We start from the raw sequence: 21116 nt of genomic DNA on the forward strand, positions 1-21116 counted from the left end.
TAAAGCAAGGATGGAGGAAGGATATGAATTCCATTATCCAAATGGACACAGAATCACACCAATCTTTATCAAGCTTTGGTTTTTTCGACATATACCACAAAAACAGTTTTAAGCAGGAGCCAAGAACAACTTGGATTGATGGCTGGAAAATTGAGTATATGGCGATCGCAGATCCACGAACAATTCACAATACACCGATTGTGATTGTGGGCGGAGCGTTCCAAAACTTTAACTCATATAAGTATTGTGTTGAGCAGTTCTTTGAAAGTGGCCCAGTCATTTTGATTGATTTGCCCTCTATGGGCGCCAATCAACAAATCACCAATATCGACTCGGGTTTATCTGCGGGGACATTAGAATTACCTGATCTTTCTCGTATGTTGGGACAGTGGCTTGATATTGTCGCGATTGAAAAGGTTGCGGTGGTGGGGATTTCTTTAGGTTCTGTGATTGCTTCATTTTTTGTTGATCAACGCCCTGAACTGGTCGAAAAAATGATCTTGATGGGGGTGATGCAAGAAACTCGTAAAAGCTGGCGCATGTTGTTAGAAGAATCATTGATGTTGATGAAAGAACAACGTATGGGCGAGTTTGGTCAGGCCGTGATTTTGTATTTAGTCAATCATGCCAAGCTCGATAAAACGCGTATGTCGCCCACAGCCAAAAGATTATTCTTTAAGCAAATGGCTGAATTTTCAAATACTGAACAAGAACGTTATGAAATCAATTGTAATCGTCTATTGCGGTTAAGCCATGTACCGGTTCCTCAAGTGAATACACTGGTGGCATGTGGTCAATACGACAGTTTTACCTTACCGCATGAAAATGCAAACTTTGCTTTGCAATGCCCAGATATGCAGTTTGCAATGATTGCCAATGCCGATCATGTTCCTCAATTACAACGCCGTAAAGAAACCATGACTTTATTCACCACTTATTTAAAAGGTGGGTCGATCCAAGGACTGGATGGGATTGTCAATTTCACACGGGAACAAATGCAGCATATCGAGCGTCGTGGTGAAAATCGTATTCAAGTGCTTGATCCACATCGTCAGTTGACACATCGCCATTCAAATAAAGTGATTCAGGTTGAGGTGGTTGATTTAAATTACTTTGGTTTATTGATGCGTCTAGATCATCAACAAGATTTAGCTTTTGTAAATCAACATACCCGTGATTTGGCTTTAAATTTGAGTGATGATGAAGGTGAGTTTGCAATTGAATGTTTGATTTTTGAAACTTCTGCAGCTGGTGTCCGCGCACTATTTAAGCATGGTAGCTTTGAAAATGCAGATCGCTTATTACGGTTTATTGCACGCCAGACTCAAGCAGTGCAGTTATGTATAGCGCAAGAAGGCGCAGTGGCTTAAGCTTTTGATATATTGATCTGTTAAAAAACCAGTCTTTTGACTGGCTTTTTATTTCTTAGAATTGAAGTATTTAAATCTCGAAGTGTTTTTTGTTTCGAAGGATTTAAGTCTCGAAATTTCAATACATGATTGCTTTAGCGTTGTGCATCAATCATCCACACCAAATCACCTAAATGTTCTTCAGTATTGTATTCAGTTGAATCTGTATTGAAATAGACACGGGGCTGAATCACGTCAACTTTTTGAAAACCAGCTTGGTAGATAAAATTTCTGACTTGTTCTGGTGTGACAAAGTGAAAAGTAAAAGCACTTCGTGACATGACTTTTAACAGCTTGCTGCTGTTCCAAATCACTTTTGCCAATTTGTTTTTTACTGGTTCAGGGTAAAGGTCGGTGAGATAATGCAGACTGTTAAAGTCTTGCCCATAATGTGCAATCGATTGAATCAATTGTTGTAACAGTTCTTTTGTGAAGTAGTTAATTAAACCTTCACTGATCACGACAAGTGGTCGTTGTGGATCAAATACTTCAAAGGCTTTTTTAAAATCCGCTGTAAATAAGTCGACAGACAACACATCTGGGCTCTTGTGATCAATTTGCTTAAGGGCCACTTGCTTGGTTTTTGCCATATCGGGTAAATCTAATTCACGATAATCAATCAAGGGATAATGTTGTCTAAACCACCAGCCTCTTGGTGACAGTCCAGCGGCTATTTCCAGTACTTGTAAGTCTGGAGACTGTTCAATCAGTTCAGCTAAACGTTCATCCAACATGGTATGACGTTGCTTGAGTGTGGTACGCATACTGCCACCGACGTATTTTTCTCCCCAACTTTCTATTGGGTGGGCAATCATAGCCAAAGTTTTACCTTTGGATGTGGCAAATAAGGGATGAGAAATGCCCATTTGATACCAAATATAGCCTGTGTAATGGGCTGTAAATGAAATATGGCGGTGCTTGGAAAGTTGCTGGTCTGACATAGTTATCCTTAACTTTTATTTTTTCTAATGGGGTCATGATGAAAAGCAATTAAAACACAACTAAAAATTTAATTTTGCTTCGTCGTCTTTTTTGATCCTTTGTAACCCTCCTATTGAAAGGAGAATAGCTTAAATCTCTTTAATCATTAACGGCTTATTAATCATTAAAGGTCTAAGATCCCCCCATTGATCATCAAGAGGGGGCAGCAAAATTAAGTCATCTAGCACAATATCCTATGGATAGCTCTCTATTGGTTTTAAAGTGAATTTTTAAATTCTTCAATGACTTTTTTGACAGCTTGCCATTCATTTCCAAGGTCAAATGTTTCATCAATACTGATCTGTGGAATTTTACCACGCATACGTTCTAAGCGTGCTTGATTCGGCAAAGGTAGGTTTTCGATCCCAGCCAATGCAATACATGCCGATTCACGGTTATTACACACCAAGCCCATATCACAACCTGCTTCGAGGGCAGCACGGATACGTGCATCTGCTCCGCCTGCAACACAAGCTGCTTGCATGCTTAAATCATCCGAGAATAACACACCATCAAATTGAAGTTCTTGGCGTAAAATCGTTTGAATCCAGTAAGGTGAAAAACCAGCAGGATTTGGATCTACTTTTTCATAAATCACATGTGCAGGCATCAGTGCATCCAGCTGGGTTTGTAGCTGAATAAAGCTTTGCATATCCTTGTTATAAATGTCTTGGTATTCACGTGGATCAATTGCTGCAGCAACATGTGAATCTGCTTTCACAGAACCATGTCCAGGAAAGTGTTTTCCTGTGGTTGCCATACCCGCACGTTGCATTCCTTTCATAAATGCGCTGGCAAGCGGTACAATATCTTGTACATTTTTTGCAAAGGCACGATCGCCAATTACATCACTAATGTCATTCAGATCTAAAACAGGTGCAAAACTAAAATCAATCCCTACTGCAAGCACTTCAATTGCCATGAGCCAACCACATTGTTCAGCCAGAGTTAAAGCTTTTTCAGGTTGAGTTAAGTAAAGCTCACCAAAATGCCCCATGGCTGGTAGTAGGGTAAAGCCTTGTTTTAGGCGTTGTACTCGTCCACCTTCTTGATCAACGGCAATAAGAATGTCGGGGCGAATTTGGCGCATATGATCGGTTAAAGCGCGAACTTGAGCGGGTGATTCTATATTTCTTGAAAATAAAATCATGCCACCGACTTGCGGAGTTTGTAATAGTTCAATATCTTCTTGAGTAAGTTCTGTGCCTGCAATATCAAGCATCAATGCGCCGATCATAGGAATCCACGGTTGTATTTATATAAACTGGGAAACAATACCCGATTTCTGCAATGATTTGCTACACTTACTCAGTACAGATTATGCTAAAACTACACAACATAAACAGATAAAGTCGTTTAAGATATTGAAACTGTTGAGTTCAGATTGAAAAACGATATAGAAATTGGAAAACCCAAGGAAGTATTAAGAATTTATGAAAATTCAAACTCTCGCTTGCGCTATAGCACTTGCAACAGGTGGTTTATTCTTTACCCATACCATCAATCAGGCAATGGCGGAAACCAATGCTACAAACGTGTCTCAATCGATTCATCCTTCACAAGATCAAGCCTTAGTGACACGTCAACTTGCAACATTGATTGACCGTCAGCATTATTTGAATATGCGTTTAGATGCAAATACATCAAATCGTATTCTCGACATGTATATTGATAGCCTTGACCCAGAGCACACCTTATTTTTAGCTTCAGAAATTGAACAATATAAAAAGCAATATGGGGCAACACTCGGCGCAAAATTAAAAGCAGGCGATTTGTCTGGACCATTTGCGATTCATGCGCATTATCGTGCACGTTTAAAAGAATTTTATGAATTTGAATTGGCTGAACTTAAAAAGACCCAGAACTTAAATCAGCCAAATGAATTTATTGATGCAGATCGTGAGAAAGCTGAATTCTTTGCCAGCAAAGCCGAGTTGCAAAACTATTGGCGTAAGATGCTGGTGTCGCAATTAATCAATCTCACTATTGCTAAGCAAGAAGATCAAGCCAAACAAAAAGCATTGAAAGATGATCCAACATTGGCCAATGGTCAGGATTTGGCAGCATCAGAAGATCTTACACCTGTTCAAACACTCACCAAGCGGTATACCCGCCAACTAGAGCGTATTGGACGAACCAAGAGTGATGATGTACTGGAACGTATCCTCAATGCAATGACCTTGACCTACGATCCGCACAGCAATTATTTCCCACCTGTTGATGCTATGGAGTTGAATCGTCAAACCACCTTACAACTTGAAGGTATTGGTGTTTCGATTCGTCCTGAGCGTGGTAATGAAGACTATACCAAGATTGAAACCATTGTAGATGGTGGGCCGGCAAGTAAGACCGGACAGGTTAAATCTGGTGATCGCATTATTGGTGTTGCACAAGATGGCAATAAAATGGTCGACGTGATTGGTTGGCCAAGTTCTGAAATTGTCGGCTTGATTCGTGGTAAACGTGGCACCAAGGTGTCAGTGAAATTGTTGGCTGCAGGCGCTTCTATGAGCCAAGCACGAGTTGTGACCATTACTCGTGATGTGATTCAAGAAGAAGATGCGGGTGTGCGTTCACGTACTGTAGAGCTGACACGTGATGGTAAAAAACATAAGTTTGGTGTTTTAGAAATCCCATCTTTCTATCTGAACTATCGCGCACGTCGTGCAGGGACTGAATACCGTTCTGTTTCAGAAGATACCAATAAAGCATTGAAGTCACTTGCAGCACAAAATGTTGAAGGGATTATTATTGATTTGCGTAATAACCCCGGTGGTTCTTTAGAAGAAGTTGCCAAAATGATTGGGCAAGTGATTAAAGAAGGCCCAGTGGTTCAAATCCGTGATGGTAACGGCAATGTGAGTGTGTTTGAAGACACTGATGGTGGTGCGCAAACTTATTCAGGTCCTTTGGCTGTTTTGGTTAACTTAGCATCTGCTTCTGCCAGTGAAATTTACTCTGCTGCCTTACAAGATTACGATCGTGCTGTAATTTTAGGAAGTACGACCACGGGTAAAGGGACTGCGCAAGTTCAATTGGATAGTCTTGCCTATGGTCAAGCAACCTTAACGCAACGTAAATTCTACCGTGTGACTGGTGGTAGCACCCAAAACAAAGGTGTGATTCCAGATATCAAACTGGTGGATATTTATGATGAAGAGTTTGGTGAGCGTAAAGCTAAAAATGCTTTGAAATGGGATACGATTCCAACTGCACCGTTTAAACGTGAAGGTTCAATTCAACCGTATGTGGCACAGCTTGGTGAAAAATCAAAAGTTCGTGCGGCAGGTGATCCACAGTTCCAATATTTAGAGACGCGTAAAGCGATTGCTCAAGAAACTAAAGATCAGAAACGAATCTCTTTAGATATCGATAAACGTAAAGCAGATTTGGTGGCGCTTGAAGCAAGAACATTGGCTGCGGAGAACAAGCGTCGTACTGAAACAGGATTAAAGCCATATTCAAATTGGGAGAGTTACCAAGCAAGTTTGGATGCATTGGCTGAATCAAGAGCGAAAATGAAGGTAAACCAACGTCCGGCATTGCCAGAGGAAGAGACCTTTGTGAATGAGGCTGCCAATGTTCTGTTAGATTTGGCACATCTAACAAGTAAATAACTAAAAATTCTATTTAGGTAAAATAAAAAAGCATATCTCGGATATGCTTTTTTTATTTCGATTCAAAAAATAACTTGACGTTCAATAGGATAGTGATATTTTAAGTAAAACGAACGTTCTTTAAAAAAAGGTGAACCTTCTCGCAATTTTGCGTTGTATATATAGAGGTTGCTTATAACAAAAATAGGTTCATTACTGGAAGTAAATTTTTATGAGTTATATGAGTTATGATAGTAATCTCGTAATAGGTTCTGCATGTATTGCAGTTATCATCTGTTACGTAGCTATTTCATTAGAACAACTCATATTTACCCAACATACCCCTCGTCTACAGAAAATTATCTTGTGTTTAAGTGGCATGGTTTTTGGCTTCGCCATTTGGGCAATGCACTTTGTCGGAATGTTGGCTTGTGATCTACCGCAAGGTTATTCCTTTGATTTAACATTAACTGTAATCTCCTATATTATTGCGGCCATGGCTTCGACTTTTGCGATTTGGCTGACCACTCAAGAGACTTTGCCAATTGTACGGTTGATTTTAGGTGGCGTGTTGATGGGACTGGGAATTTCTGGAATGCACTATATCGGCATGCTGGGGCTAGATATTCCAAATCAACAAGTTGATTATGATGTTATTTTGGTGATGCTCTCTGTCATCATCGCGATTAGTGGTTCAGGATTGTCTTTCTGGCTCGCATTTAAATATAAGAACTCTTTTAATCATAAGATGCTTTATAAAATTGCTGTATCGATCATGATCGCACTCAGTATTGTGGGAATGCATTATATCGGTATGGCAGCAGCAACGATCTCATCGGTGCATGACAAACATTTTGGAAGTCAACTACACGAAGGGCAAGGTATTTTATTGTTTACCATTATTTTTGTAGCGAGTTTAATACTTGTCTCTGCTTTTTGTGTGGCGATTTTAGAACGAAGATTAGAAGAACGTAGTTTACAGTTATTACAAGCCAATAAAGAGCTTGAAGACTTAGCACTTCAAGATAATCTGACTAAACTTCCAAACCGATTATTTCTCGTTGAATACACCGATGCTTTATTTTTAGACTATAAGGACATACAGTCTAAAATTGCTTTTATTTATATTGATCTAGACCGCTTTAAATCTGTTAACGACGCATTTGGTCATCATATCGGTGATGAGCTTTTGGTTAAACTCGCCCAGCGTTTATATCCGTTACTTAAGGATGGGCAAAGACTCACTCGTATTGGTGGAGATGAGTTTATTCTGATTCTTGAAGACTCTAATCGTAATGAAGCTGAAGAGATTGCCGAATTATTCTTACAAAAAATACAAGATGGTTTTCAAATCTCAGGTAAAGAAATTAATATTTCTGCCAGTATTGGCATCGTATTTTTCCCCGACCACGGGCAGAACTTACAAGATTTATTGATCAATGCTGACTCCGCCATGATGCAATCTAAAGAGCAGGGGCGTAATACTTTTAGTGTTTATAGCAGTTCTTTAGACCAACAACACCAAAGCCGTAGTCAATCTAAACTCATCAATGATTTATATAAAGCAGTCGAAGAACAACAATTTATTCTATTTTATCAACCTAAATTTACAGCGGACTACCAAATTTGTGGGGTAGAAGCTTTAATCCGTTGGAAGCATCCAACCCTAGGCTTATTAGCCCCGAGTATGTTTATTGATGGCGCTGAGCAAACGGGGCTGATTATTCGTATGGGCTATTGGGCCTTAGAGAAAGCATGTAAGCAAATTCAAGAATGGGAAGATAAAAAATATGCTTTTGGTCCCATCGCCGTAAATCTTTCAGCAGTACAATTTGAACATAAACATTTGATTGAAACTTTAGAAAAATTGATTCAAAAATACCATGTCAAGAATGGTAATTTAATTATTGAAATTACTGAATCTACAGCGATGCATCATATAGATGACAGTATTCAAACCTTTGAGAAATTAAGAAATTTAGGTATCCGATTGGCAATTGATGATTTTGGAACGGGGCATTCGAGTTTCTTGTATTTAAAAGATTTACCAGTAGATGAGTTAAAAATAGATCGAGAATTTATCCGTAATTTGTGTGAAGGTTCAAAAGAACAAATCATTTTAGAAAGTATTATCCATTTGGCGATTCGTTTGGGTCTGGTGGTGACGGCAGAAGGCGTTGAAACTGAACAGCAAGCGCAGATTCTTAAACGTTTAGGTTGCCAGCAATTACAAGGTTATTTGTTAGGCATGCCGTTACCTGTAGACCGTTTGGAAACCAATTATAGTATGGTTAAAGCCATACCTTAGATATAAAAATATTTAGCCAGCTAAAGACCTAGCACGATCATTCAAACGAGGTTTAAGCTGAGCGTAATCGCATTTTACTTAACCATCGCCACCGTATATTGAGATCTGCGTTGATCTTTAAAACCATTTGCTTATCGTCTGTATCGCTCATCCTCTTTCTGGAATTTTTGCGATGTCTGTGCGATCAAAGTGCTTAATGATATAGCAACAATCGTTAAAAACGACGCTAAATCTGATACAATATCGCCAATTTTTGAATTCCCATTTTCCAGTTCAAGTACATATTTATAAATGTGTACATAACTGTGTACATATTGTAGATTTTTTATGTTTAAAGATGAATTAGCGGCGCAAGTCGCTCAGCGACGTACCTTCGCTATTATTTCCCACCCCGATGCTGGTAAAACCACAATGACAGAAAAACTGTTATTGTGGGGTAAAGCAATCCAAGTTGCAGGTATGGTTAAAAGTCGAAAGTCAGACCGTTCTGCGACATCTGACTGGATGGAAATGGAAAAAGAGCGTGGTATTTCGATTACCACCTCAGTCATGCAGTTCCCTTATAAAAATCATGTCATCAATTTACTTGATACACCAGGACATGAAGACTTTTCTGAAGATACTTATCGTACTTTAACTGCCGTTGACTCAGCATTGATGGTGATTGATGGTGCAAAAGGGGTCGAGGAACGGACCATCAAATTGATGGAAGTGTGTCGTATGCGCGATACCCCGATTATTTCTTTCGTCAACAAAATGGACCGTGAAATTCGTGAGCCATTAGAATTGCTTGATGAAATTGAAAACGTGCTTAAAATCCGTTGTGTGCCGATTACTTGGCCATTGGGTATGGGGCGCGACTTCGCAGGCGTATATAACATCATTGAAAATAAGCTTTATGTATATAAAGCGGGTTTTGGTTCGACCATTACAGATATTGAAATTCGTGATGGCTATGACTATCCAGACATTCGTGAAAAAGTCGGTGATCTGGCCTTTGCTTCATTTGAAGAATCTTTAGAATTGGTGCAAATGGCGAATGATCCGCTAGATCCAGCGGAATTTTTAGCAGGTCGTCAAACGCCAGTATTGTTTGGTACAGCGTTAGGTAACTTTGCGGTTGATCATGTATTAAATGCATTTATTCAGTGGGCACCACAACCAAAAGCGCATCCAACACATGAACGTACTGTTGAAGCAACGGAAGAAGGCTTCAGTGGATTTGTATTTAAAGTCCAAGCCAATATGGACCCAAAACACCGTGACCGTATTGCCTTCATGCGTATCTGTTCAGGTAAGTATGAGAAAGGTTTAAAGATGAATCATGTGCGCATTGGTAAAGATGTGCGTATCAGTGATGCATTGACATTCCTTGCCGGTGAACGTGAGCAACTTGAAGAAGCTTGGCCTGGCGATATCATTGGTTTACATAACCACGGTACGATCCAGATTGGTGATACATTCACTTCAGGCGAAAAGCTCCATTTTACGGGGATTCCACACTTTGCACCTGAAATGTTCCGCCGTGTACGTTTAAAAGATCCATTGAAATCTAAACAATTGCAAAAGGGTTTAAAAGAGCTTTCAGAAGAAGGTGCAACGCAGGTGTTTATGCCGCAAATCAACAATGACTTGATTGTTGGGGCTGTGGGTGTACTTCAGTTTGATGTGGTGGCGTATCGTTTGAAAGAAGAATACAAAGTAGATTGTATTTATGAGCCAGTGAACATCAACACAGTGCGTTGGGTTTCTTGTGATGATGAAAAGAAATTTAATGAATTTAAGAAAAAGGCACATGACCAACTTTCTGTCGATGGTGGTGGGCATTTAACTTATCTCGCACCAAGCCGAGTAAATCTACAATTAATGCAAGAGCGTTATCCAGATATTCAATTCCGTTCTACACGTGAGCATTAAGTTCAGCTAACTTATTGCAAAATGTAAAAACAGCTTCCTTGTGAAGCTGTTTTTGTATCAAAATACAATGCTTTTTGTCCAAAGGGATTTATGCAGTGCAATTTTCAAAAAAAATAATTTCAGTGCTTTGCTTAAGTACAATGGTTTTGGTTGCATGTGATTCTAAAAAAGATCAGGACAAAGATGGTTCTGTATTACAACCCAAACAAGAAGCCGCTGAAGTCTTACCTTATTTAAATATTCAAGAAACCAAAGCTGATTATGCCTTACCGTTTTGTGAAAAGAACAATTGCATTGAAATTGATATTCAAACCATTAAAACCCAAGACAATTGGTTAAATCAGTGGATTGCAAATAGTCAGTCCAGCGTGATTCAGGCACAGATTGATTTAAAACAGAATATGACCTTACAACAGGCCATTAATGCTTTTGTCAAAAAGTCAGATACTTGGCAAGAAGAATTCCCGAAAAATAAAGCCTTTGAACTGCATATGCAAACGCGTATGGCTTCACAACGCAATCAGTATGTTTTGTTGCAAGTTTCAGTCAATAGTTTACAAGCGGATGTCAGTATCAAAGAACGACAATACTTTTTTGTTGCTGACCGGAAATTGAAGAAAAGCTTAAGTATTTTAGATGTGATTGATGCCAAACATCAGAACCAACTGAATATTTGGGTCCAAGAAAAATATGCAGAATGGTTGGAAAAGCAAAATAGTGATGTGAAAAAAAATGCGCCTAAAAAGTTATATTGGGGGCAAGCCGATTGGTTCTTTGATGGTGAAGGTGTTGGGTTACATTATCGCGCCAATGAAATTGTCGAAGATGGTACCCAGTTGGATATTTATTTGAGTAAAGAACAGACGCAAAAAATACTCAAGCCTGAAGTGTATCAACGTATGTTCTAAGGTGTATCTTGATCATTCTGCCATTTTAGCTGGATTCTAAAGCGTAACGGTTAAGATCAGTTGGTCCATGTTGAATTGACTCAGCGATTAATAAACTTGAGCCACGTATTGCAATAACGCTTCAATTTTCATACAAATTTTGATTGAGGATTTGTATAGAGAAGAATAGGCTAATGAATATAGAGATTAAAAAATCTTGGCTTGATTCGTTGGATAGGTTTGTGAAATGTTAAATCAAAAAAGTACTTTAGCGCTTTCAATTCTGGTGATCACTTTAGGGTTAACTGCATGTCAAAAATCTGACTCGAAAAAAGCAGAACCAACAGTTGATCAAAGTGCTGCATCTCAAGTGCCTGATACATCAATGTTATTACAGGGCGATACAGAAAAAGTAAAATTGACACTGCCTGAGTGTAATGGCAATACATGCCCTGAGTTTTCTATAGAAAGACTAAAAAGTAATCAGGCTTTTGTTGATGAAACGATTGATCAAGCGATTTTAGATAATCTGGATAAAATGTTGGATATCGCGCAATTGAGTAAAGCAAAAAAAGATGCAGATCAGCAACAAACGGCTTCACAAGCTTCAGCAAGTGAGGTGCAAGCCAATAAAACCCCTGTTCAGCAATTGCAAGAGCGTGTGCAACCTTATGCAAATTCATTCCTTGAGATGGATAAAGAGCTTAAAACATTAGGGGCAAGTGGCCAGATCACGATTAGTTTAAGTCCTAAAATTTTAAACTCAGATAAACCTTTAGCGACGGTGGTATTAAATACCAGTAGTTATTTAGGCGGTGCGCATGGGGCATCTGCACAAACCTATTTTAACTTTGATTTGGTGAGTAAAAAACAAGTTGGCTTGGATCAAATCATTGAAGCCAATCAAAAAGCTAAATTTGAAAAATTGGCACATGATGCCTTTAAAACTTGGGTTATCGATTCAAAACTTGCTGAAAGCGTCAATGAATATGAACAGGCGTGGAAGTTTACATTATCAGACAATTTCTATTTGGGTAAACAAGGTCTGATTTTACAATATGGTGAATATGATATTGGGCCTTATGTTGTTGGCTTACCGCGTTTGATGATTCCTTACGATCAGTTAAAAGGCGTGCTGAAAAGTCAATATTTCCCAGCGGAGATGCAAGTTGATCAGCCAAGCAGCTCTACACCTGTTGCAAGTGGTAAAGCGAAATCCTAATGCCTTGGCCTTTGTTTGATACGCATACGCATTTTGATGTTGCTGATTTTGATCTGGATCGAGAACAATTGGCGTATCAAGCAAAAAAGGTGGGTGTAGAACATTTGATTTTGATTGGGTTTCTATATGAACGCTTTCAAGATTTGATAGACACTCAGCAATTTTTAAATCAGCTAAATAATGCGCCTCGTAGCCATCTTGCGCCGGGGTTGCATCCCTTTTATATCGAACAACACCGTCTAGAGCATTTAAGTGCTTTGGAAAATATACTGAAAACTGAAGCGTGTATTGCGGTTGGTGAAATTGGCTTAGACACGTTTCTTAAACAGCATAAACAAGCTGAAATTTTTCAAAAACAACAAGATTTTTTTTCAGCCCAAATTGAACTTGCCCAACAATACGATAAACCCATTCTTCTACATATTCGTAAGTCACATGCTGACGTGCTTGCAATGTTGAAACAGCATCAGTTTAAATATGGTGGTATTGCACATGCTTTTAGTGGCGGGATAGAAGAGGCAAAAGCCTTTATTAAATTAGGCTTTAAACTGGGTGTCACAGGACAAATTACCAATCCAAATGCCAAAAAATTGCATGCAGTTGTACAAGCGGTTGGTGCAGAACATTTAGTGCTAGAAACCGATTGCCCAGATATGACACCACTGTGTTGCCAGACGTCTGACCAACAGCATACCCGTAATACACCAGTGAACTTGCCTTTTGTCTTGGCAGGTTTAGCTGAAAGCTTGGCAATGGATCAGGCAACGCTGGCAGGGATGTTGTGGAAAAATTCACATGAATGCTTACATATAGCGATGTAAATTTGAATAAAAATAACCAATCAACAACACCTAAAATAAATATTTGTCTTAGATTTAAATAAGTACTCCAAGTAGCCAATAAGAAAGTTAACGCCAAGCTGGAGGTTCAACCAATGGCAAAATATGGTCATATCAATCGTTTAAATTCTCTACAAGACCTAACTGTAGGGGATACAAGATATAAAATTTTTAATTTAAAACAGGTTCAAGCGAGTTTAGGTGATATTTCAAAATTGCCTAAATCACTCAAAGTATTATTGGAAAATTTACTTAGATTTGAAGATGATCAAACCGTGAGGCAAAGCGATATTCAGGCGATTGTTGATTGGCAAAAGAATAAAACTTCAGATCAAGAAATCCAATATCGCCCTGCACGGGTCTTGATGCAAGATTTTACCGGTGTACCTGCTGTGGTGGATTTGGCTGCGATGCGTGCAGCTGTACAGAAAGCCAATAAAGATCCCAATTTAATTAACCCTTTATCTCCAGTAGATTTGGTCATTGACCACTCTGTGATGGTGGATCACTTTGGGACAGATCATGCCTTCGATGAGAACGTCGAAATTGAGATGCAACGTAATGGAGAACGTTATCAATTCCTCCGTTGGGGGCAGTCTTCTTTTGATAATTTTAGTGTGGTACCGCCCGGAACAGGGATTTGCCATCAAGTCAATTTAGAATACCTAGCTCAAGCTGTGTGGCTGGGTGAAAGTGATGGCGAGGTATTTGCCTTTCCCGACACTTTAGTCGGTACAGATTCACATACCACAATGATCAATGGTTTGGGTGTATTGGGTTGGGGTGTGGGGGGAATTGAAGCCGAAGCGGCCATGCTTGGGCAACCGATTTCAATGCTGATTCCAGAAGTGATTGGTTTTAAATTGACAGGGAAATTGCGTGAAGGGATTACCGCAACGGATTTGGTTTTAACCATTACTCAGATGCTACGTAAAAAAGGCGTGGTGGGTAAATTTGTTGAATTTTATGGTGATGGGTTGGCATTTTTACCGCTTGCAGACCGAGCAACCATTGCCAATATGGCACCCGAATATGGTGCAACATGCGGCTTTTTCCCAATTGATGAAATCACTCTAGGCTATATGCGTTTAACGGGGCGTAAAGAAGACCGTATTGCATTGGTTGAGGCTTATTGTAAAGAACAAGGTCTATGGCGTCATACAGGGGATGAACCTGTATTTACCGATGTGCTTGCTTTGGATATGGGAACAGTTGAAGCAAGTGTTGCTGGCCCGAAACGTCCGCAAGATCGAGTGGCATTGCCTGATATCCCACAAACTTTTAGTGCCTTAATGGCGCTGGATCTTAAGCCAGCTAAAGGTGAAGAAAAAGAACGTTTAGCCAATGAAGGTGGTGCAGGTACAGCAATTGATTCAAAACAGTCTGCTTTACAAAATGAAGAACCGCATTGTGTGATTGACGGTAAACGCTACCCATTGACGGATGGTGATGTGGTGATTTCTGCGATTACTTCATGTACCAATACTTCTAATCCAAGTGTGATGTTGGCGGCGGGTTTATTGGCAAAAAAAGCCATCGAAAAAGGCATTCAACGTAAGCCATGGGTGAAAAGCTCTCTGGCACCAGGCTCTAAAGTGGTAACCGATTATTTAGAAGCGGCAGGGTTAATGTCTTATTTAGACCAATTGGGCTATAACCTTGTTGGCTATGGTTGTACCACATGTATTGGTAATTCAGGTCCTTTACCTAAACCGATTGAAGACGCTATTCAGTGCCATGACCTGAATGTTGCGTCGGTACTTTCAGGCAACCGAAACTTTGAAGGGCGGGTACATCCACTGGTAAAAACCAATTGGCTTGCATCACCGCCTTTGGTGGTTGCGTTTGGTTTATTGGGTACCATTCGTAGTGACATTACCAGCACAGCATTAGGGCACGATCAACAAGGTCAACCAGTATATCTCAAAGACATTTGGCCGAGTCAAATCGAGATTGATGAGGTGCTGCAAAAAGTGAATACAGCGATGTTCCATAAAGAATATGCGGCAGTTTTTGATGGTGATGAAAAATGGCAAGCAATTCAAATCCCTGATTCTGAAACCTATGAATGGGATGAAAACTCAACGTATATTCGTCATCCTCCATTCTTTGAAGGTATTGATCAACCCGCGAAACCAATTAAAGATATTCTCAATGCAAATATCTTGGCCGTTCTTGGTGACTCAGTCACAACAGATCATATTTCTCCAGCGGGGAATATTAAGAAAGACAGTCCAGCTGGGCGTTACCTAGAAGCGCAAGGTGTCGATCAAAAGGACTTTAACTCTTATGGATCTCGTCGTGGGAATCATGAAGTGATGATGCGAGGAACCTTTGCCAATATTCGTATTAAGAATGAAATGCTCAATGGCGAAGAGGGTGGTAATACCCTCTATATCCCGACAGATGAGAAGTTAGCCATTTACGATGCTGCGATGAAGTATCAGCAAGATGGAACGCCGTTGGTCATCATTGCAGGTAAGGAATATGGTACAGGCTCATCACGTGACTGGGCGGCGAAAGGCACCAACCTTTTAGGAGTAAAAGCGGTGATTACTGAAAGTTTTGAACGAATCCATCGTTCAAATCTAGTTGGTATGGGGGTTTTACCTTTGCAATTTGTAGATGGTCAAACCCGTCAATCACTCAACTTAACTGGGCATGAGCAACTGTCGATTTATGGACTTTCTGATGACATACAACCACATGAAAGTTTAGATGTGGAGGTTAAACGTGTCGATGGTTCAATAGATCGTTTCAAAGTGTTATGCCGTATTGATACTTTGAATGAAGTGGAATACTTTAAAGCAGGTGGTATCTTGCATTATGTACTGCGTAATTTAATCGCTTCATAGCCTAATCAATAAATCACGATATATTTCAGTTCTCCAAGCCCTGTATAAAATGCAGGGCTTTTTTTATTGTGTTGGAACAAGACACGCTGTTGATAAATGAGTAAAATAGCGGGGTATTTTTGAGTTGATATTAGACATGACTGAACTTTTCCAAAATGATGAATATGAGCGCCGTTTTGCAGGCGTAGCCAAAATTTATGGAGAAGATACATTCAATCACTATGAACAAAGTCATGTCATGGTGATCGGTATTGGTGGGGTCGGCTCATGGGCGGTTGAAGCCTTAGCACGTACAGGAATTGGCGAGTTAACACTGGTCGATATGGATTCAGTGGCTGCTTCAAATATCAACCGACAGCTGCCTGCAATGACCTCAACTTTAGGCCATGAGAAAATTGAAGTGATGGCGGAACGTTGCCGTTCAATTAATCCTCGGGTCAAGATCAATTTGATTGATGATTATCTCAGCCCAGACAATGTGAAAGAAATTTTAGAAAATGTTCCCGATATTATTTTAGATTGCATCGATGACGTTAAAGCAAAATTTGCACTGATGCTACATTGTCGGTTTAATAAAATTCCTTTGATTGTTTCGGGTGGGGCAGGTGGTAAGCTTGATCCTCTAAAAATTCGTGTTGCTGATTTATCTAAAACAGAACAAGATCCGATGCTTGCAAAATTGCGGAGCCAGTTGCGCGCCAAAGGCATTTGTAAGAAACCAAAAGAAAAATTTGGCATTACGTGTGTGTATTCAATTGATAATCCTTTTTCCAGTGCTGATGTGTGTGCGAGTGCAGGCTTGCGTTGTGGTGGATATGGTTCGGCTGTGGTGGTGACTTCTAGTTTTGCGATGGTCGCCGTTGCAGAAGTGTTGAAAAAGTTAGATCGGATCAAATAAGCGCTTGGTATTTTTAAGTAAAAGTTTAGATGCATTTAAAAATCATAAAAATTCAGTTAAATTAATCTGAAATAAACGCAATAACAGAGAACAATCAAAATGAGTTTTTTCAAAAAGTTATTTGGAAAGAAAGAACAACAAATACAAATCAATCGAAACCGCTATGCTGAATTTTGGCAATGGTTTGAGCAGCATCAGCAGGATTTCCATCGTATTGTAGATGAGTTAAATCAAGATACGATTCAGGCGGATTTCTTTGATAAATTATCGCCTGAATTGGCCAAAGTTCATGGTGGAATTTTTTTCCTTACCGGGATGCTTGACCCACAAACAGCTGAATTGATTTTAACGCCAGATGGTGTTGTGGCAAATATTGTATTTGTAGAGGAGTTGGTGGCAGCAGCCCCTGAAATTCCTGGCTGGAAATTTACCGCACTTAAACCCGCAAGTGATATTCAGCAAACCAGTATTGGTATGCATGGTCATGAGTTTAGTCAAAAAACGCTATCGTTTTATTTAAAAGACCATGAAGAATATCCAGATGAAACTGATCTTGTGGTTGTGCATGATCAATATAATGAAGCTCAAAAAGCTGAATTCTTACAAGCGGTTTATATCTTTTTGGATAATTATTTGGGTGAATATGATTCGATCACAAAGCTAGATCAAGTTTCGCTACAATTCAGACAAGATGCTGAAAAAGAATTAATGTCTATCGATCGTTTAAAGAATATTTTAATTTTAAAGAACAGTGAAATTTCTCGCTTAGACAAAATAACCCGTTCAAGTACTGATGAAGATGAATATATCAGTTTGGAGGGGGAGACCAATGAAGGGTTGCCTTTGGTGGCGATCTTAAACAGTACCCTTTTAACATGGGATCAAAAGGCTTCTCATCCGTGGATGCTGCTGATAGAAATACCTTATGCTGGTCAGAACTCAAGTGGTATGCCGTCTGCAACAGATTATGAGTTGCTTAATGAGATTGAAGAAGAATTATTAAATGAGCTAAAGGATTTTGAAGGATATTTAAATATTGGACGAGAAACCGGTAATAACTTAAGAACCATGTATTTTGCTTGTAAAGAGTTTAGAAAACCCGCCAAAGTTATAGATCAGGTTGTTGAAAAATATCAGAACAACTTTGAAATCGATGTCAGCCTATTTAAAGATAAATATTGGCGTTGTTTAAATAAGTTTGGTCGTTAACTATGCTGAAAAGTCGCTTGAAATGCGCTATAGCATTCAGACCATAAACATGGACAGCTTAGAGAATGAAGCGGCTTTTTAATCGACCTATCCCCGATCTTAAAATAAGCATATTGGCGATCCTGTTGATTGGCGGAATTGGATATTACCTTTATTCAACGGTTCGTCATTTTCAGTCAGTCAACCAATTGGATGAAGCTAAAACAATAATGCGTGATATACAGAACTTGTTGGGATGGTCAATCCTTCAACCTCAAGCAGATGCAATTCAAGTCTGTAATTTGCAAAATATCCAACAGATTAGCAAACAAGAAGAGTTTCAAAAGATCAAGCAACTGTTGGGCTGGAATGTCAATATTCAACAACACAGCAAATATGTTGAAAGCATAAACGTGTATGCTGCGCCTGATTTACACGGCTGTATTATACGTGCTCATTTTCGAAAAGACGCCTTTGTAAGTGATGAGCTTGCTGGCAAGTATATTACTTACCAATATGATTTTAAAAAAAGCACCACAACATGCGTCACCAATATAAAAAAGTATGCTTTAGTGAAATCTTGCACGCGCTTGTAAAAAACATACTTTATCTGTTCCGCTTAATCAGTCCTGTAAATAAATAAACTCAGGCTGTTGGGGCACTTTGCCTGTTTGTTTTGCGATAAAACCATCATAAAGATTGAGTAAAACAACAGCGCAAATAATACAAATAAAAACCAGTAATTGTTTGGATATGCTCATACTATTTCTCTCTGATCTAAGTTGCTTTAAGTAAAGTCTAGTGAAATTAAACAATCTAATCTAATATAGAAAAAAGCAGGATTGATCTAATTTTGAGATGGGTATGGCGACATTCAAACAATTTAATTATTTGATTAGAATCGTAGAGGAAGGTGGTTTTATTGCGGCTTCTGAAAAGTTGTTTATTGCCCAGTCTGCTTTAAGTCGTCAGATCAAGCTTTTGGAAGACGAAGTAGGATTTGAAATTTTTGACCGCAGTGATAAAAAAATAAAACTCACCCAAGCAGGGCAGTTCTTTTATGCTCAAATTAAAAATAATTTACTGAACTTAGGTCATATTATTGAAAATTCTAAAGATATTGCAGATGGACAAAATAGACTCATTAAAATTGCACATTCAAGTACTATTACCATGAGCTTAGAAAAAGTCAAAGTATTTGATCAAACCTCAAAGCATCTCAATGTTAATTTCGAGATCAATACCTTGTCATCTGAAGACCAAATTCTTGCACTGATGAAAGGAAATATTGATGTTGGTTTTATTCGCCCACCTGTTTTAAATCGCTTAGATGAGTTATATGCAACCACGCTCTACCCTGAACCTTTATACGTTGCACTACATCAAAATCATATACTCGCTTCAGAACGCAGTATTAAAATCCAACAGTTAAAGCATGAAAATTTTGTTTCTACACCACATGCGGAACGGGGCGGATTAAGTTACTTGGTTGCAAACCTTTGCCTAAGTGCTGGTTTTTCTCCAAAGAAAGCGGCGGTTCAGTCCCGTAAAGTTTCACAATTGCAATTGGTGGCTGCTGAAATTGGAATTTGTATTGTTCCTGAAGAATTTAGGCATATTCTGCCTAAACAGGTAAGACTGATTGCTTTGGATGCAGAAAATGCATGGTCTGATGTTGTGATGGTCTGGAGTAAAAATGCAGATGGTGTCATTCAGCGATGTACTGAATACATGATCAAACAGTTTCAACGATGATCTTTAAAGACCATCGTTTGATTGAAAAGATAGCTGTAGATTAAGATTGTATAGAATCGTAGAAATTTTCAGTCGTGATCAGACAGACTGTTCTCGAATATAATCTTCTGTACGCTTCATGGCTTCTTTAATATTGATAATGGCATTTTCAACATCAGCAAATGTTTTGGCATTACCGCCACTTAAAGCCTGACGCCATTTACGAGCACCGGGAAGATTTTGGAATAAGCCTAAAATATGGCGTGTAATAATCGATAGAGGTGCACCTTCTTGCATACGTTTGGCAATATAAGGCAGCATTTGATCGATAATATCAAAGCGATCAGGTAAGTCTAAATTCCAAAGTTGACCTAATTCTGCCAAGAGGTATGGGTTGTGATAAGCCTCACGCCCAATCATGACTCCATCAACATGCTTTAAATGTGTTTGCGTTTCAGCAAAAGTCTTAACCCCACCATTGATCTCGATCAGTAGCTCAGGACGCTCTTGTTTTAAACGATACACATCTTCGTAGCGTAGTGGTGGAACATCGCGGTTTTCTTTTGGTGATAAACCTTGAAGCAGAGCAATACGGGCATGTACGATAAAATTATCACATCCAGTTTTCGCAACGGTATCGACAAAATGGAGCATCTCTTCATAAGATTGCATATCATCTATACCGATACGGTGTTTTACAGTAACTGGAATATCAACTGCATTACGCATTTCAGCAATACATTCTGCAACCAAGTCAGGCTCTGCCATTAAGCAGGCACCAATCTTATTGTTTTGTACGCGGTCACTTGGACAGCCCACATTTAAATTGATTTCGTCATAACCCCAGTCTTGCGCCATTTTGCTACAAGTTGCAAGATCTTTCGGATTTGAACCACCGAGCTGTAGAACAATTGGATGTTCTTCATGGTTATAGTCCAAATGACGATTTGCTCCACCGTAGATAATGGCACCTGTAGTAACCATTTCTGTATAGAGGATAATATTGGGATTAAACAAACGTGCAAAGAAACGATAGTCACGAGTTGTCCAATCCATCATCGGGGCGACCGAAATACGAGGCGTTAAAGATTGGAGCTCAGACATACAGTTAACCTGAAAAAGATAGAAAAAAAAGCAAGTGCGGATTATACGTGCTTTATTTTAAAATCAATAGCTATACTCAAAAGATAGAATTTGTAAAGCTAATTAAAATTTTGATTCTGATGGTGATTTTTAAATGTGACAAAGTGAGATTTATGGGGCTTGATTAAAGCGTTATCAG

15 protein-coding genes and 2 pseudogenes are annotated in these 21116 nt (G+C 39.1%); 13 read left to right on the top strand and 4 right to left on the bottom strand.

The window, feature by feature from the left end:
* Positions 1–23: 23 nt before the first annotated feature.
* Positions 24–1071, top strand: a pseudogene (locus AC07U8_RS02975) (alpha/beta fold hydrolase); the annotation flags it as partial.
* A 77-nt stretch (positions 1072–1148) separates the two neighbouring features.
* Positions 1149–1370, top strand: a pseudogene (locus AC07U8_RS02980) (alpha/beta fold hydrolase); the annotation flags it as partial.
* A gap of 134 nt (positions 1371–1504) precedes the next feature.
* On the opposite strand, the gene AC07U8_RS02985 reads toward AC07U8_RS02980, so the two are convergent.
* On the bottom strand, positions 1505–2350 hold the full coding sequence (locus tag AC07U8_RS02985) for a class I SAM-dependent methyltransferase (protein ID WP_494737289.1): 846 nt from the start codon (positions 2348–2350) through the stop codon (positions 1505–1507).
* Between the two features lie 257 nt (positions 2351–2607).
* The gene (gene nagZ, locus AC07U8_RS02990; RefSeq protein ID WP_004818920.1) at positions 2608–3627 is read right to left on the bottom strand and encodes a beta-N-acetylhexosaminidase; all 1020 of its coding nucleotides are present in this window, start codon (positions 3625–3627) and stop codon (positions 2608–2610) included.
* 196 nt (positions 3628–3823) lie between these two features.
* Between nagZ and AC07U8_RS02995 the strand changes: the two genes are divergently transcribed.
* From AC07U8_RS02995 to AC07U8_RS03040, 10 genes are all read left to right on the top strand, one after another.
* A complete protein-coding gene (locus AC07U8_RS02995) occupies positions 3824–6007 on the top strand; it encodes a carboxy terminal-processing peptidase (RefSeq protein ID WP_494737290.1) in 2184 nt (727 codons plus the stop codon).
* Between the two features lie 211 nt (positions 6008–6218).
* A complete protein-coding gene (locus tag AC07U8_RS03000) occupies positions 6219–8294 on the top strand; it encodes a putative bifunctional diguanylate cyclase/phosphodiesterase (RefSeq protein WP_151801612.1) in 2076 nt (691 codons plus the stop codon).
* A 327-nt stretch (positions 8295–8621) separates the two neighbouring features.
* Complete coding sequence (locus tag AC07U8_RS03005) at positions 8622–10211, top strand: peptide chain release factor 3 (protein WP_494737291.1); 1590 nt, start codon at positions 8622–8624, stop codon at positions 10209–10211.
* Between the two features lie 140 nt (positions 10212–10351).
* Positions 10352–11119, top strand: coding sequence for a hypothetical protein (locus AC07U8_RS03010; protein WP_494738574.1), 768 nt, complete (start codon positions 10352–10354; stop codon positions 11117–11119).
* A 226-nt stretch (positions 11120–11345) separates the two neighbouring features.
* Positions 11346–12320 carry an RsiV family protein gene (locus AC07U8_RS03015; protein WP_034609772.1) on the top strand — a complete coding sequence of 325 codons (975 nt, stop codon included), beginning with the start codon at positions 11346–11348 and terminating at the stop codon, positions 12318–12320.
* Positions 12320–13141: a TatD family hydrolase gene (locus AC07U8_RS03020; RefSeq protein WP_494737292.1), complete on the top strand. Its 822-nt coding sequence runs from the start codon at positions 12320–12322 to the stop codon at positions 13139–13141. Before AC07U8_RS03015 ends, AC07U8_RS03020 begins: the two co-directional genes overlap by 1 nt.
* Positions 13142–13254: 113 nt before the next feature.
* Positions 13255–16014, top strand: coding sequence for an aconitate hydratase AcnA (gene acnA / locus AC07U8_RS03025; RefSeq protein WP_494737293.1), 2760 nt, complete (start codon positions 13255–13257; stop codon positions 16012–16014).
* 136 nt (positions 16015–16150) lie between these two features.
* Entirely contained in the window at positions 16151–16912 is a 762-nt protein-coding gene (locus AC07U8_RS03030; protein ID WP_096732989.1) for a tRNA threonylcarbamoyladenosine dehydratase, read from the top strand.
* A gap of 99 nt (positions 16913–17011) precedes the next feature.
* Positions 17012–18121, top strand: coding sequence for a DUF695 domain-containing protein (locus AC07U8_RS03035; RefSeq protein ID WP_096732991.1), 1110 nt, complete (start codon positions 17012–17014; stop codon positions 18119–18121).
* 65 nt (positions 18122–18186) lie between these two features.
* Positions 18187–18696: a hypothetical protein gene (locus AC07U8_RS03040; RefSeq protein WP_096732993.1), complete on the top strand. Its 510-nt coding sequence runs from the start codon at positions 18187–18189 to the stop codon at positions 18694–18696.
* A 27-nt stretch (positions 18697–18723) separates the two neighbouring features.
* Here AC07U8_RS03040 and AC07U8_RS03045 read toward each other — a convergent pair whose 3' ends face one another.
* Entirely contained in the window at positions 18724–18861 is a 138-nt protein-coding gene (locus tag AC07U8_RS03045) for a hypothetical protein (protein WP_167468923.1), read from the bottom strand.
* Between the two features lie 103 nt (positions 18862–18964).
* Here AC07U8_RS03045 and AC07U8_RS03050 point away from each other — a divergent pair, with 103 nt between their 5' ends.
* Positions 18965–19855 (top strand): LysR family transcriptional regulator, encoded by an 891-nt coding sequence (locus tag AC07U8_RS03050; RefSeq protein WP_494737294.1) that lies wholly within the window; start codon positions 18965–18967, stop codon positions 19853–19855.
* Positions 19856–19933: 78 nt separating this feature from the next.
* Here the strand turns inward: AC07U8_RS03050 and dusA are convergent, their stop codons facing one another.
* A complete protein-coding gene (gene dusA / locus AC07U8_RS03055) occupies positions 19934–20938 on the bottom strand; it encodes a tRNA dihydrouridine(20/20a) synthase DusA (RefSeq protein ID WP_154130081.1) in 1005 nt (334 codons plus the stop codon).
* Positions 20939–21116 lie beyond the last annotated feature (178 nt).

This window comes from Acinetobacter sp. GW821-FHT01E09, from assembly GCF_059422385.1.